13 protein-coding genes are annotated in these 13,721 nt (G+C 73.3%); 4 read left to right on the top strand and 9 right to left on the bottom strand.

All coding sequences use genetic code 11. The features are described from left to right. The first annotated feature begins 163 nt into the window (after positions 1-163). The 3 genes from ACLQ2R_RS15815 to ACLQ2R_RS15805 all read left to right on the top strand — a co-directional run bounded on the left by ACLQ2R_RS15815 (position 164) and on the right by ACLQ2R_RS15805 (position 3,850). A complete protein-coding gene (locus ACLQ2R_RS15815; protein ID WP_425960241.1) occupies positions 164-1,399 on the top strand; it encodes a PP2C family protein-serine/threonine phosphatase in 1,236 nt (411 codons plus the stop codon). A gap of 18 nt (positions 1,400-1,417) precedes the next feature. Next, a complete protein-coding gene (locus ACLQ2R_RS15810; RefSeq protein ID WP_425960240.1) occupies positions 1,418-2,344 on the top strand; it encodes a 5'-3' exonuclease in 927 nt (308 codons plus the stop codon). 156 nt (positions 2,345-2,500) lie between these two features. After that, positions 2,501-3,850 carry an RNB domain-containing ribonuclease gene (locus ACLQ2R_RS15805; RefSeq protein ID WP_425960239.1) on the top strand — a complete coding sequence of 450 codons (1,350 nt, stop codon included), beginning with the start codon at positions 2,501-2,503 and terminating at the stop codon, positions 3,848-3,850. Positions 3,851-4,039: 189 nt separating this feature from the next. Here ACLQ2R_RS15805 and ACLQ2R_RS15800 read toward each other — a convergent pair whose 3' ends face one another. The 7 genes from ACLQ2R_RS15800 to ACLQ2R_RS15770 all read right to left on the bottom strand — a co-directional run bounded on the left by ACLQ2R_RS15800 (position 4,040) and on the right by ACLQ2R_RS15770 (position 11,333). Next, the gene (locus ACLQ2R_RS15800) at positions 4,040-6,769 is read right to left on the bottom strand and encodes a DEAD/DEAH box helicase (RefSeq protein ID WP_425960238.1); all 2,730 of its coding nucleotides are present in this window, start codon (positions 6,767-6,769) and stop codon (positions 4,040-4,042) included. Positions 6,770-6,870: 101 nt separating this feature from the next. Then, a complete protein-coding gene (locus ACLQ2R_RS15795; protein ID WP_425960237.1) occupies positions 6,871-7,746 on the bottom strand; it encodes a YegS/Rv2252/BmrU family lipid kinase in 876 nt (291 codons plus the stop codon). 17 nt (positions 7,747-7,763) lie between these two features. Beyond that, positions 7,764-8,645: a twin-arginine translocase subunit TatC gene (tatC, locus tag ACLQ2R_RS15790; RefSeq protein WP_425960236.1), complete on the bottom strand. Its 882-nt coding sequence runs from the start codon at positions 8,643-8,645 to the stop codon at positions 7,764-7,766. Positions 8,646-8,786: 141 nt separating this feature from the next. After that, complete coding sequence (gene tatA, locus ACLQ2R_RS15785) at positions 8,787-9,131, bottom strand: Sec-independent protein translocase subunit TatA (protein ID WP_425960235.1); 345 nt, start codon at positions 9,129-9,131, stop codon at positions 8,787-8,789. Positions 9,132-9,210: 79 nt separating this feature from the next. After that, the gene (locus ACLQ2R_RS15780; protein WP_425960234.1) at positions 9,211-9,399 is read right to left on the bottom strand and encodes a hypothetical protein; all 189 of its coding nucleotides are present in this window, start codon (positions 9,397-9,399) and stop codon (positions 9,211-9,213) included. Positions 9,400-9,423: 24 nt separating this feature from the next. Continuing rightward, entirely contained in the window at positions 9,424-10,380 is a 957-nt protein-coding gene (locus tag ACLQ2R_RS15775; protein ID WP_425960233.1) for a helix-turn-helix transcriptional regulator, read from the bottom strand. Further along, positions 10,377-11,333 (bottom strand): helix-turn-helix transcriptional regulator, encoded by a 957-nt coding sequence (locus ACLQ2R_RS15770; RefSeq protein ID WP_425960232.1) that lies wholly within the window; start codon positions 11,331-11,333, stop codon positions 10,377-10,379. Before ACLQ2R_RS15770 ends, ACLQ2R_RS15775 begins: the two co-directional genes overlap by 4 nt. Before the next feature lie 40 nt (positions 11,334-11,373). Between ACLQ2R_RS15770 and ACLQ2R_RS15765 the strand changes: the two genes are divergently transcribed. Further along, positions 11,374-12,576: a DUF3866 family protein gene (locus tag ACLQ2R_RS15765; RefSeq protein ID WP_425960231.1), complete on the top strand. Its 1,203-nt coding sequence runs from the start codon at positions 11,374-11,376 to the stop codon at positions 12,574-12,576. On the opposite strand, the gene ACLQ2R_RS15760 is transcribed toward ACLQ2R_RS15765, so the two are convergent. Both ACLQ2R_RS15760 and ACLQ2R_RS15755 read right to left on the bottom strand, forming a co-directional pair. Beyond that, positions 12,522-12,998 (bottom strand): DUF3291 domain-containing protein, encoded by a 477-nt coding sequence (locus tag ACLQ2R_RS15760; RefSeq protein WP_425960230.1) that lies wholly within the window; start codon positions 12,996-12,998, stop codon positions 12,522-12,524. The two genes, ACLQ2R_RS15765 and ACLQ2R_RS15760, sit on opposite strands and share 55 nt — an antisense overlap. A 32-nt stretch (positions 12,999-13,030) precedes the next feature. Further along, entirely contained in the window at positions 13,031-13,672 is a 642-nt protein-coding gene (locus tag ACLQ2R_RS15755) for a helix-turn-helix transcriptional regulator (protein ID WP_425960229.1), read from the bottom strand. Positions 13,673-13,721: the final 49 nt, after the last annotated feature.

Below are 13,721 nucleotides of genomic sequence, written 5' to 3'. Positions count from 1 at the left end.
TCCGGGAAAGGAAGGCGCGGAAGCGACCCGGCGACTACAATCTGTTGAAGTACGATCACATTTCGTTGACAAAATATCCGTAAGCCACGTTTTTTCGAGAGCGAGCTACATGGTCGGCGTAGTGGGCGGCCACCAGCCACCCCTCCACCCACGAAACGACCAGGTGACCCTCCCGGCTCCGTCGACCATCGCCGAGAAGGCACGGTGGCCGCACGGCGAGCCGGGTGAGCACATGGCCGTGAAGCCGCAGGAGCCGCGGGAGCCGCACCTCCTCGCCGCGCGCCTGGCGCACGCGGAACGGCTGGGCGACCTGGGCTGGGCCGAGTGGGATCTCCGGACCGGGGAGGCCGCCTGGTCCGATCAGGTGTACGCCATGTTCGGCCGCGATCCCGTCGACGGCCCGATCCCGCTGCGCGACCTCGCCGGCCACGCCGAGACCGTCGACCGGCCCGGCCTGGACCGGCTGCTCTGGTCTGTGGTGCGCCGTGCCGTGCCGGGGGAGGCGGAGTTCCGCGTCCGCCGCCACGGCGAGCTCCGCCACCTGCGGGCCGTGCTCGACCCCGTGGTGAGCGGCGGGCGCGCCGCCGTGCACGGCGTCCTGCAGGACATCACCCTCCGCCGCCGGGCCGAGCGCATCATGTCGGACTCGCGGGACATGCTGCTGCGCGTACGGGAGCAGGCCGCCGAGGAGCACCACCTGAGCGTGGAGCTGCGCGAGGCGATCATGCCCGGCCTGGACGAGGCGATCGACCTGCCGCACGTCCGCGTCGCCGTGCGCTACGTGGCGGCGGGCGTCGAGAGCGGTCTCGGCGGCGACTGGTACGACGCCGTCCGGCTGCCCGACGGGGGGATCCAGCTCGCCATCGGCGACGTGGCCGGGCACGGGATGCCGGCGCTCGCGCAGATGGCGCAACTGCGGCACGCCCTGGTCGGCCTCGCGATGACCGGCCACTCCCCCGACCGGCTGCTGACCTGGCTCAACGATCTCGTGCTGCGGCGCATGCCGGAGACCACGGCGACCGCAGCCGTGGGCCGTCTCGACCCGGTCGGCGGGATGTTCACCTGGGCGCAGGCCGGCCATCCGGCCCCGATCCTGGTCCGCGAAGGAAGGGCCGTCCAGCTCGACCCGCCCGCCGGGGTGCTGCTGGGCGCCACCGACGACGAGCCGTACGGCCTGGCCGCGTTCAGGCTGCGCGCGGGCGACCTGCTGCTGCTGTTCACCGACGGGCTGGTGGAGCGGCGCGCCCGCGACATCGACGAGGGCGTGGCGCTGGCCATGGAGGCGGCGGCCCTGCTGGGAACGGATCCCGAGGGCGGGCTCGACCGGCTCATCGAGACGGTCGGCGGCCCCGATCCCGAGGACGACACCTGCGTGCTGGCGGTCGCCCTCCCCGGCTGACTGGTTACATTGGTCGCCATGCCCGGCCTGATGCTCCTCGACACCCCCTCGCTGTACTACCGCGCCTACTACGGGATCCCCGAGTCGATGACCGCCCCCGACGGGATGCCCGTCAACGCGGTGCGCGGCGTCATCGACATGATCGCCATGCTCGTCCGGCGCTACTCCCCGGGGGAGATGGCCGCCTGCATGGACGCCGACTGGCGCCCGGCCTTCCGGGTCGCGGCGATCCCGACGTACAAGACCCACCGGGTCGTCGAGGGCGGCGCCGAGGAGACCCCCGGCACGCTCGCCCCGCAGGTGCCCGTGCTGGAGCGGGTGCTCGACGCCGTGGGCATCGCCCGCGTCGGCGTGCCCGGCTACGAGGCCGACGACGTGATGGGCACGCTCACCGCGCGGGCGGGCGGCCCGGTCGACGTCGTCACCGGCGACCGCGACCTGTTCCAGCTCGTCGACGACACCCGGCCGGTCCGCGTCCTCTACACCGCCAGGGGGGTGAAGAACCTCCAGACGATCGACGAGGCGGCGGTGACCGAGAAGTACGGCGTCCCCGGCCGCGCCTACGCCGACTTCGCCACCCTGCGCGGCGACCCCAGCGACGGCCTGCCGGGCGTGCCCGGGGTGGGCGACAAGACGGCGGCGGCCCTGATCACCGCCTACGGCTCGCTGGAGGCGCTGCTGCGGGCCCTCGACGAGGACGATCCCGGGAGCGGGTCCCCGCAGGGGGGCGCGGCCGTGCTGACCGCGGGGCGGCGCGCGAAGCTGTCGGCCGCGCGCGAGTACCTGCGGGCCGCCCCCGGCGTGGTCCAGGTCGCCCGCGACGCCCCCGTGCCCGCGATCGACCTCGCGCTCCCCTCCGCCCCCCGGGATCCGGAGGCCCTGGCGGCGCTGGGTGAGCGCTACGGCCTGCGCAGCCCCCTGGAGAGGCTGACCTCGGCCCTGTGACCCCCTTCGCGGGCCCCTGGCACGTCCGGGGGCCCCGGCCGTGTGGTGGGTCCCCCGAAAGCCGGTAGGTTGCTCCCTGTGCCTCACAAGAGCATCCGGGTGCCCGGAGAGTCCCATCCGCGGCTCGACGACGGTTTCGAACGGATTCGTCGTGAGATGAAGCTGCCCGAGGAGTTCCCCCGGGCGGTGGTCGACGAGGCCGAGTGGGTCGCCGAGGCGCCCGCCCTGCCCCGGCTGGACCGTACCGACCTGCCGATGATCACCATCGACCCGCCGGGGGCGATGGACCTCGACCAGGCCCTGCACCTGGAGGAGCGGCCCGGCGGCTACCGCGTCTGGTACGCCATCGCCGACGTCGGGGCGTTCGTCAGGCCCGGCGGCGCGATCGACGCCGAGGCCCGCCTGCGCGGCGAGACCGTCTACATGCCCGACGGCCGGGTGCCGCTGCACCCGCCCGTGCTCTCGGAGGGCGCGGCCAGCCTGCTGCCCGGGGTGGACCGTCCGGCCGCGCTGTGGTGCGTGGACCTCGACGCCGAGGGGAACATCGTGGGCGCGGACGTGACCCGGGCCCTGGTCCGCAGCCGCGAGCGGCTCGACTACGACTACGCGCAGGCCGCGATCGACACCGGCACCGCCGACGGCACGCTGCGCCTGCTGGCCGAGATCGGCCGGCTCAGGCTCGGCCTGGAGCGGGCCAGGGGCGGCGTCACGCTGCCCACCCCCGACCAGGAGGTCGTCCCGGACGGGGACGGCTACCGGGTGGAGCTGCGCGCGCCGCTGGACGCCGAGGCGTGGAACGCGCAGATCTCGCTCCTGACGGGCATGGCCGCCGCCTCGATGATGCTGGACGCCGAGATCGGCCTGCTGCGGGTGCTGCCGCCCGCCCCCGCCGAGCGGGTCGCCCAGGTCCGGCGGATGGCCGCGGCGCTCGGCGTCGCCTGGCCCGAGGGCGCCGGGTACGGCGACGTCGTGCACGCCCTCGACCCGAAGGTCCCCGAGCAGGCCGCGTTCCTGCAGGAGTCGACGGTGCTGCTGCGCGGCGCCGGGTACGTGGCCTTCAACGGGGAGCCGCCCGCGCAGGCCGGGCACGCCGCGGTGGCCGCGCCGTACGCGCACGTGACGGCGCCGCTGAGGCGGCTCGTCGACCGCTACGCCACCGAGATCTGCCTGGCCGTCGCGGCCGGCGAGCCGGTGCCCCAGGACGTCCAGGACGCCATGGGCGAGCTGCCGGAGATCATGCACGCCACCGGGCGGCGGGCCGGGAGCGTCGAGCGGGCGTGCGTGGACCTGGTGGAGGCGTTCGTGCTGCGCGACCGGGTGGGGCAGACGTTCGAGGCCGTGGTGATCGACGTGGCCGAGGACCGGCCGTGGGGTCAGGTGCAGGTCACCGACCCGCCGGTGGTGGCGTGCTGCGACGGCGAGAACCTGCCGCTGGGCGAGAGCGTCCGGGTGCGGCTGACCCGCGCCGACCCGGCCACCCGCGAGATTCGCTTCGAGCCGGCCTGACAGCCCGGCCCGCAAGCCGGCCCGGAGATCGGCCTGACGAACCGGCCCGGCGGCCGGCCCGGCGACGCCCTCGCGAGTCCGCCTGACGAGCCGGCCGGCAGTCGGCCCGGCAGCCGGCCCGGCGACGCCCTCGCGAGCCCGGTGGGATGACACGCGGGCCGGCCGGGAGATCCCGGCCGGCCCGCGCTGTCAGTTCAGGGACGAGTAGGCCACCACGCCGCGGCGCAGGGCGTCCATCGCCTTGCCCGCGGTCTGCTTGACCTTGCTCCCGGCCGGGGCGGCGTCGGAGACCTGGCCGAGCAGGTCGAGCAGCTGCTTGGTCCAGCGCACGAAGTCACCGGCGGCCAGCTCGGCGCCGCCGACGCCGTCGCGCAGGACCGCGTCCAGGGTGTGGCCCTTGGCCCAGCGGAAGGCCGCCCAGGCGAAGCCGAAGTCGGGCTCCCTGATGAACGACAGGCCGTGGTCGCTCTCGATGGCCTCCAGCTCGCCCCACAGGCGGACCATGTCGGCCAGCGTCTTCTGGGAGGCGCCCGCGGGGATCCTGGGCTGGCGGGCGTCGTCGGCCTGGCGCGACTCGAACACCAGCGACGACACGCACGCGGCCAGCTCGGCCGGGTCCAGGTCGTCCCAGAGCCCCGAGCGCAGGCACTCGGCGGTCAGCAGGTCCAGCTCGGTGTAGAGCTGGGCCAGCCTGCGGCCCTCGGCGGTGACGCTCTCGCCGTCGAGGTAGCCGAGCTGGTCGAGCACCCCGCAGACCTTGTCGAAGGTACGGGCGATGACGTGGGAGCGGCCCTCGACCCTGCGGCGCAGGCCCTCGGTCTCGCGCAGCAGCTTGTGGTAGCGCTCGGCCCAGCGGGCGTGGTCCTCGCGCTCGTCGCACCCGTGGCAGGGGTGGCGGCGGATGTCGTGGCGCAGCCGGATGATCTCGTCGTCCTCGGCCGCGTGGTCGCGCGCCCGCACCGGCTTGCCGACGTCGCGGTCACCGATCTTGGCGTGCACCGACGAGACCAGGTTGGCCCGCTCCTTGGGGGACCGGGCGTTGAAGTTCTTGGGGATGCGCAGGTGCTCGACGGGCTCGACGGGGACGGGGAAGTCGGCCGGGGAGAGCTTCTTGACCTGCTTGCCGATGGTCAGCACCAGCGGGGAGGGGCCCTCGCCCCGGGAGTTGAGGCCCGGGTCGAGCACCACGGCCAGCCCGGCGCGGCGCCCGCCGGGGACCCGGATGATGTCGCCGGGCTTGAGCGCCTCCAGCGAGCGCAGCGCCTGCAGGCGCCGGGCCGCGCCGCGCCGGCGCGACAGCTCCGCCTCGCGGTCCGACAGGGCCCTGCGCATGGCGGCGTACTCCTCGAAGTCGCCCAGGTGGCAGGTCATCGCCTGGCGGTAGCCCTCCAGCGCCTCCTCGGAGCGGCGCACCTGCTTGGCCAGGCCCACCACGGCCCGGTCGGCCTGGAACTGGGCGAACGAGGACTCCAGCAGCGTCCGGGCGCGCTCCCTGCCCACCTGGCCGACCAGGTTGACGGCCATGTTGTACGAGGGGCGGAAGCTGGAGCGCAGCGGGTAGGTCCTGGTGCTGGCCAGGCCCGCGACCTGGACCGGGTCGATGCCCGGCTGCCACTGGACCACCGCGTGGCCCTCCACGTCGATGCCGCGCCGCCCGGCCCGCCCGGTGAGCTGGGTGTACTCCCCGGGGGTGAGGTCGGCGTGGGTCTCGCCGTTCCACTTGTCGAGCTTCTCGATCACCACGGAGCGGGCCGGCATGTTGATGCCGAGCGCGAGGGTCTCGGTGGCGAACACGGCCTTGACCAGGCCGCGGGTGAACAGCTCCTCGACGACCTCCTTGAACGACGGGAGCATGCCCGCGTGGTGGGCGGCCAGCCCCCGCTCCAGGGCGTCGCGCCACTCCAGGTAGCCCAGGACGCCCAGGTCCTCGTCGGGCAGGTGGGCGGTGCGCTCGTCGACGATCTGCCGGATCTCGTGGCGTTCGGCGTCGGTGGTGAGCCGGATGCCGTCGTGCAGGCACTGCATGACGGCGGCGTCGCAGCCGGCCCGGGAGAAGATGAACGTGATCGCGGGCAGCAGGGCGTCGGCGTCCAGGCGCTCGATGGCGGCGGCCCGGTCGGGCGGGCCGCCCCTGCGGGGGCGCGAGTAGCCGCGGCGGCCCTTGCCGAACGCCTGGCGCTCCTCGTCCCTGGCGATGCGCAGCAGATTGGGGTTGATCTGGGGGCGGCGGTCGTCGTCGACGGTGACGAACAGGTCGTAGATGCGGTTGCCGACGAGCATGTGCTGCCACAGCGGGACCGGCCGGTGCTCGTCGACGATCACGCTGGTGTCGCCGCGGACCTCGCCCATCCACTCGCCGAACTCCTCGGCGTTGCTGACCGTGGCCGAGAGCGCGACCAGCCGCACCGACTCGGGCAGGTGGATGATCACCTCTTCCCAGACCGCGCCGCGGAAGCGGTCGGCGAGGTAGTGCACCTCGTCCATGACGACGAACCCGAGCCCGGCCAGCGTGCCGGACCCGGCGTAGAGCATGTTGCGCAGCACCTCGGTCGTCATGATGACGATCGGCGCCTCGCCGTTGACGCTGTTGTCGCCGGTGAGCAGGCCGACCTTGGCCGCGCCGTACCGTCTGACCAGGTCGTTGTACTTCTGGTTGGACAGCGCCTTGATCGGGGTGGTGTAGAAGCACTTGCGGCCCTCCTGAAGGGCCAGGTGCACCGCGAACTCTCCCACCACGGTCTTGCCGGAGCCGGTGGGCGCCGCCACCAGGACCCCGTCGCCCGCCTCCAGCGCCCGGCAGGCGTCGAGCTGGAAGTCGTCCAGCTCGAAGTCGTACAGTCCGCGGAACGAGGTCAGCGCGGGCCCGCTCTCGGCCTGGCTCTGACGGAAGGCAGCGTATCGTTCCGCTGGGGTCGTCATACCCCCAGCCTACCGATATCGGGATTCCGGTCCGTCCCCCTTTTCCCTCCCCGCCCGGCCCGGCGGGCGGTCCCGTACGGGAGCGCCGGGGCGGGGGCGGATCAGACCAGCACCTCCAGCGCGCCCGGGACGATCTCGCAGGTGAGCGGGGTGGGGCCGATCCGCTCGCCGTCGGCGTAGGCGATCACCCCGGGGGCCTCGACGGTGATCCGGCGGGCCCGGTACATGGTGACGGCCGGGTGGCTCGCGTGCGAACCCCGGTAGACGCGGGGGAAGGTGCGCAGGAACTCCCCCTTGGGGATCGCGCCCAGGACCGTCACGTCCAGCAGGCCGTCGTCGGGCAGGGCGCCGGGGCAGACCCGCATGCCGGCGCCGTAGGAGCGGGTGTTGCCGATCGCCACCAGCATGGCCTCGCGCTCGACGATCTCGCCGTCCAGGTCGATGCGGAACGGGATCGGCCGGAAGGAGCGCAGCTCCTCGGCGAGCGCGACCAGGTACCTGGCCATGCCGGGCGGCCAGGTCATCGTGTTGGCCCGCTCGTTGACGCGGGAGTCGAAGCCGCAGGCCAGCACCCCGGCGAACCACTCGTCGTCGCCGATCCTGGCGGCGTCGACCGTGCGGACCCGGCCGCGCAGCACGACGTCGGCGGCGGCGAGGGGGGCCTTGAGCGGGATGCCGAGCGCTCCGGCGATGTCGTTGCCGGTGCCCACCGGGATGACGCCCAGCGGCACTCCGCTGCCCGCGACCGCCTGGACGGCAAGGTGGACCAGGCCGTCGCCGCCGAAGGCCACCAGTGCCTCGGGCTGCTCGGCGACGGCAGTGCAGGCGCGTTCCAGGGCGTCGGAGGCGGAGTCCCCGAGGATCACCGAGACCTCGCGCCCGCCCCTCCGCAACCGGTCGAGCACCGGGGAGAGCAGCCCCCGCGAACGGCCGCCGCGGGCGGCGGGGTTGACCAGGACGGCGATCTCTGCGGGCACGGACCGGAATCTATCCCCTAGGGGGCACGGTCGGCATCGGTCGTTCTCGAATCGATAGGAGCGGGCGCGGGGACGGGCTCCACCTCGTCCAGCGGCGAGGAGTCGTCGAGCGAGGAGGGGCCGGAGTGGTCGTCGCCGAGGGTGGAGGCCTCGTCGTCGGACAGGTGGGAGAAGTCGTCGCCCTTGGGCAGGCGTCTCTCCCGCAGGTACATGAAGCCCTCTGCCAGGGCGAACAGCAGCACCATGGGCAGGGCCAGCGCGATCATCGTGAACGGGTCGCCACCGGGGGTGGCCACCGCGCCGAAGACGAACATGATGAAGATGACCATGCGCCGGTGCTTGGCCACCAGCGCGTGCGGCAGCACCCCGATGATGTTCAGGAAGACCATCAGCAGCGGCAGCTCGAAGGAGATGCCGAAGACGATGAGCATGATCAGGGCGTAGCCGAGGTACTCGTCGATCGTGATGCCGGTGAGCGTCCCGGGAGGGGCGAAGCCGAGCAGGATCGACAGGCCGGTGTCCATCACGAAGTAGGCCAGCGCCGCGCCCGCCAGGAAGAGCGGGACGGCCAGCAGCATGAACAGGAACGAGTAGCGCTTCTCGTTGCGGTACAGGCCGGGGGTGACGAAGCCCCAGATCTGCCAGAGCCAGATCGGCGAGGAGACGACCAGGCCGAACATCGCCGCGACCTTGAGGTTCACGAAGAAGGAGTCGAAGACGCCGAGGATCAGCATCGTGCACTGCCCGGGTCGCAGCTCCTGGGCCTGCGGCAGCCCGCAGTACGGAGCCGAGACGAACTTCCAGATCGGGTCGAAGAAGATGAATCCGACCACGATGCCCGCGATCAGCCCGAGCAGGGCGATGACCAGCCGGTTGCGCAGCTCACGCAGATGCGCCATGAGCGGCATCCGGCCGTCGGCGGCCTCCTCAGGGGACGGAGACGCCCCGTTCCGGCCTGATTTGGGCCACTTCAGCAGCGCCATTCGCGAATCCCGGGGTGACGAGTCGGTTGATCGGGGAGATCTTCAGACTACCGCTGATCACTGCGCCTTGGGCGCGCCCGACCGGGCACGCAGGCTGGCGGCCTGCTCCTCGAGCCTGCGGGCCTGCTCCTCGGCGCTCGGCACGGAGACCGGCTCGGGAGCGGGGACCGGGGTGGCCGGGGGGATCGGCTGGGGTGCCGGGGCGACGGCGGGCTTGGCCTGGACGACCGTGGCGGTCGTGGTGTCGGCCTCGTCCTCCTCGCGGAGCTTGGCGGTCTCCGACTTGAAGATGCGCAGCGACCGGCCGAGCCCGCGGGCGGCCTCCGGCAGCTTCTTGGCACCGAAGAGCAGCACCAGGATCAGGCCGATGATGATCAGCTCAGTGGGTCCGAGGTTGGGCATTACACATCCTTACGCCGAGCGACGTGCGGTCTCTGTCCCGATCGTACGCTCCTCGGGGCGCGGTCTCACCCCCACCGGCTCATCCGCGGGGCGGGCGGATCTCCCCGGTGTGATCGCCGAACAGGATTCGGACCGGTTCCAGCCTGCCCTGGGTGCGGTCGACCTCGCGGCGCAGCGCGAGGCCGGCACGCAGCGCGCGCAGGGCGAGGACGCCGAGCACCACCAGCCCGGCGAGCCCCACGAGAATCGGGGCGACGATCCAGCTCATGACGGGTGATCCTGTCGTCGCATGTCAGGAGACCGACTCATAACGATTCAGCGCGGCCCTCGCGGCGGCGCGCACGCTCTCGTCCAGCGAGGCGGGCGAGATCACCCTCCCGCTGTCGCCGAGGCGCAGCGCCAGGCGTACCAGCCAGCCGTGGTCCCTGGCGCGCAGGGCCACCCGGACGCGGCCCTCGCCGAGCTCCTCGACGCTCTCGCACGGGTAGTACTCGGCGACCCAGCGGCCCACGGCGGTCAGCTCCAGCTCCACCAGCTCGTCGGTCGGCGAGGGCCGGAACACCCCCGGGGTCACCTCGTCGGGCACTGCCCCCTCGGGCGGGTCCGCGGGAACGTCGAGCATGTCGACCGAGAGCATCCGGTCCAGCCGGAACAGCCGGACCGCCTCGACCCGGTAGCACCAGCCCGACAGGTAGGTCCGCCCGTCCACCACGACCAGGCGCATCGGGTCCACGTCGCGCGGGGTGATCTCGTCGCGTCCGGGCACGTAGTAGCGCAGAGAGAGCCTCCTGCCCCGGCGCAGCGCCTCGTTGACGACGGGCAGCGCGTCGGGGGCGGCGTCCACCTCCACCGCGACCTGGCTGCTGACCGCCGCCGCGCCCTCGCCCGCGGCCCGCTCGAACTTGGCGATGACCCGCATCAGCGCGTCCCGCTCGCCGAACTCCGGCATCTCGGCCAGCAGCCGCAGCGCCACCAGCAGGGCGCTGGCCTCGTCCACGGCCAGCCGCAGGGGCCGGGCGATGGTCTCGGCGTTGTCGATGACGATCTCCCCGCCGTCCCAGGAGACGTCGATCAGGTCGCCGGGGGTGTGGCCGGGCAGCCCGCACATCCAGACCAGCTGCAGGTCGTCGATGAGCTGCTTCTCGGTCACCCCGAAGATCTTGGCCACCTCGGGCACCTGGGCGCCGGGGTGCGACATCAGGTAGGGGACCAGGGCGAGCAGCCTGGGCAGCCGGTCGGCGGTGCTCACGCGAGTGCTCCCTTCAGGCGGCAGATGACCGCGTCGCGGGCGTCCGGCGGGCCGAGCACCTCGGCGTCGTCGGCGAAGCCGACGATCCAGCCGGCCAGCCGCTCGGGGTCGGTGAAGTCGACCTCCAGCTCGTCCCAGCCGTCACCGGCGGTCCGCGCGCTCTTCGCCACCTGGCGCAGTCCCTGGCAGGTGTCGTGCCTGACCCGGATCACGGCGGTGCGCTCGCGGACGGCGGCGTCGCGGTAGCCGACCATGGACGTGATGTCGACGCCCTCGGGCACCACCACGGCGCCCGGGCGGCCGACGGGGGTGACCGTGCCGCTGATCCGGCTGAGCCGGAAGACCCGGGGCGCGTCGCGGTCGCGGTCGTGGCCGACCATGTACCAGCGGCCCCGGCGGCTGACCACGCCCCACGGCTCCACCGTGCGGGTCAGCATGCTCTGGCTGGCCGCGGCCCGGTAGGCGAAGCGGACCACGCGCCGGTCGCGCACGGCCTCCCACAGGGCGGGAAAGGACGCGTCCTGGGTGTCGACGCGCAGCTCCAGCGCCCCGCCGAGGACCCCGTGGGCCTCGTCGGTCTGCACGCCCCCGGCGCGCAGTTTCAGCAGGGCCCCGCCCGCCGCCTCGGCCAGGCTGGCGCGCTGCCACACCTGGGCCGCCAGGCCCACCACGGCCGCCTCGTCCGGCTCCAGGGTGATCTCGGGCAGCTCGTAGGCCTGCCGGACGATCCGGTAGCCCGGATCCTCCTCCCAGGGGTCCTTGTGGACCTCGATGGGGATGCCGATCTCGCGGAGCTCGTTCTTGTCCCGCTCGAACATCCGCTGGAAGGCCTCGTCGTTGTCGGCGTCGTAGCCGGGCACCGCCTGGCGGATGTGCTCGGCGCTGAGCGGCCGCCGCGTGGCCAGCAGGCAGATCACGAGATTGAGCAGCCGCTCGGTCTTCCGGCGCGACATCCGGCCTCCCTTCCTGTTCGGGTGACGCTACCCTTCCCCCGTGATCAGATGGCGCAGGGGCGAGGTCGTGCGGGTCCGGCGCGAGTGGCCGGGGGCGGTGGAACTCGACGTGACCACCGAGGACGGCCAGGCACGCGCTCTCGCCTATCCGGCCCTGGTGGGGCACCCGGAGCCCGGTGACACGGTGCTGCTCAACACGACCGCGCTCGCCATGGGGCTCGGTACGGGAGGCTACGCCATGGTGGTGGCGATTCCCGACCGTTTGCCACAAGATCCGCGCGGCCCCGGACACCTGGTAAAGGCACGTTACACCCCGTTGCAGGCCACCGTGCTCGGCGCCGACGAGCAGGATTCGCCCTTCCACGACGTGTTGCGCGAGGCCGACTCGGTGGACGGCATGCCCGTGATCGTCGCCGACCTGCACTCGGCCCTGCCGGCGATCCTCTGCGGCCTGTACGGCACCACTCCCCCGCGCCCGCCGGGCCCTGCCGGGGACAGGGCCGGGGACAGGGCCGGGGACGCGGGCGGGGGCGCCACGCGGGCCGCCGGCGGGGGGACCGGGGAGGTCGCGGTCGCGGGAACGCCGGAGGGCGGCGCCCGCAGGGTGCCCAGGGTGGCCTACGTGATGCTGGACGGGGGCGCGCTGCCCGCCTGGTTCTCCATGTCGTCCGCGCGGCTGCGGGAGACGGGCTGGCTGTGCGGGGTGGTGACGGTGGGCCAGGCCTTCGGCGGCGACGTGGAGGCGGTGACCGCGCACACCGGCCTGCTGGCGGCCCGGCACGTCCTGGGGGCCGACGTCGCGATCGCCGCGCAGGGACCGGGCAACCTGGGCGGCGGCACCCGCTGGGGTTTCTCGGGCGTCTCGGCCGGTGAGGCGGTCAACGCCGCCGCCGTCCTGGGCGGCCGTCCGGTGGCGGCGCTGCGGGTCAGCGAGGGCGACCTGCGCGAGCGTCACATCGGGGTCTCGCACCATTCGCTGACCGCCTACGGCCGGGTGGCGCTGGCCCCGGCCCGGGTGGCCGTCCCGGTGCTGCCCGGTGACTTCGGCAGGCGGGTGGCCGAGCAGTCGCGCCCGCTCGGCGCCCGGCACGAGCTGGTGGAGGTGCCGGTGGACGGGCTGGCCGAGGCGCTGCGCGGCTCACCCGTCCGGCTGTCGACGATGGGACGCGGCCTGGACGAGGACCTGGCCTACTTCCTGGCCTCGGCCGCGGCCGGGAGGCTGGCCGCCTCGCTGCTCCCGTAGAAGTTCTTGAAGGTGAAGGCCGAGGGCGTGGGGCCCTCGGCCTTCAGGAGCTCCAGGCGCTCCATGCCCTCGGCCAGTGTCGGCTCGTACCCGGCCGGGATCCACCACATCACCGAGTACGGCTCGGCGATGTGGTGGAACCACTCCCTGCGCCGCTGCAGGAACTCCAGGTGGACGGTGCGGTAGACGTAGTTCCAGAGCGCGTCGCGCGACTCCCAGACCGAGAAGTTGATCAGCAGGTGGTCGCCGTAGACGTGCTCGACCGTGTCCTCGGGGCCCTCCCCGCCCTTGAGCCTCCAGACGAAGCCCGGGGTGGCCTCGGCCAGCCGGTTGAGGGGATCGAGGCCCGCCATGAAGGAGACCATTTCCGGGGAGTTCGTGGGCGCGCGCATGTGGGCGACGTTCATCTGTGCCAGGTGCATGAGCACAGCAGACCATCCCCGCTCCTTCTATGTCAATCATCATTGTTTTTAGAAAAGGCGACGCAGCACTCCCCCGGGCGCGGGTCCATCCGGGCGGCCGAGGCGTCCTGGCCGAGAGACTCCAGCAGGCCACGGCAGAGTTCCAGGTTGACCGAGCAGACCAGCGGCGGGTGCTCCTCGGCCAGCACGTGGAACGGGCAGTTGCGCAGCCGGATCCGCCCCTCCTCCTCGTAGGGCAGGTAACCGCGCCGGCGCAGCACTCCGGGCAGGTCCTCCCCCTCCAGGGCGAGCCCGGCCCCGGCGCGGCGGGCGGCCCGTCCGGCCCGCTCGTCCCCGCCGAGCTCCTCGATCGCCTCGGCCAGCACCAGGGCGAGCGTGCGGTAGTCCCGCGCCGGCACGCTGACCTGCCACTCCCCCGGCGCCCTGCGGTAGACCTTCGCGGGCCGGCCGCTGCCCGGCCCGGTCCGCTCGGTCAGCCGCCGGAACCCCGCCTCCAGCAGGCCCGCCTCGACGAGCCTGTCCAGGTGGAAGGCGGCCAGGGTCCGCTGCACCCCCACCGCCTCGGCCGCCTCGTTCCGCCCGACCTCCCGGCCCAGGGAGACCACGTAGTCGTAGACGGCCCGGCGCACCGGGTCGTGGAGTACCGCCATCGTGTCGAGGTCGTCGCCGCTCACAGCCCGGATTGTAGGGCGGGACCCGCGGAAAGCCGTCACGGCCACGACG

This window comes from Streptosporangium sp. DT93, from assembly GCF_049844535.1.
Classification (GTDB): Bacteria; Actinomycetota; Actinomycetes; order Streptosporangiales; family Streptosporangiaceae; genus Streptosporangium.
This window is presented reverse-complemented; position numbering and strand designations above follow the sequence as displayed.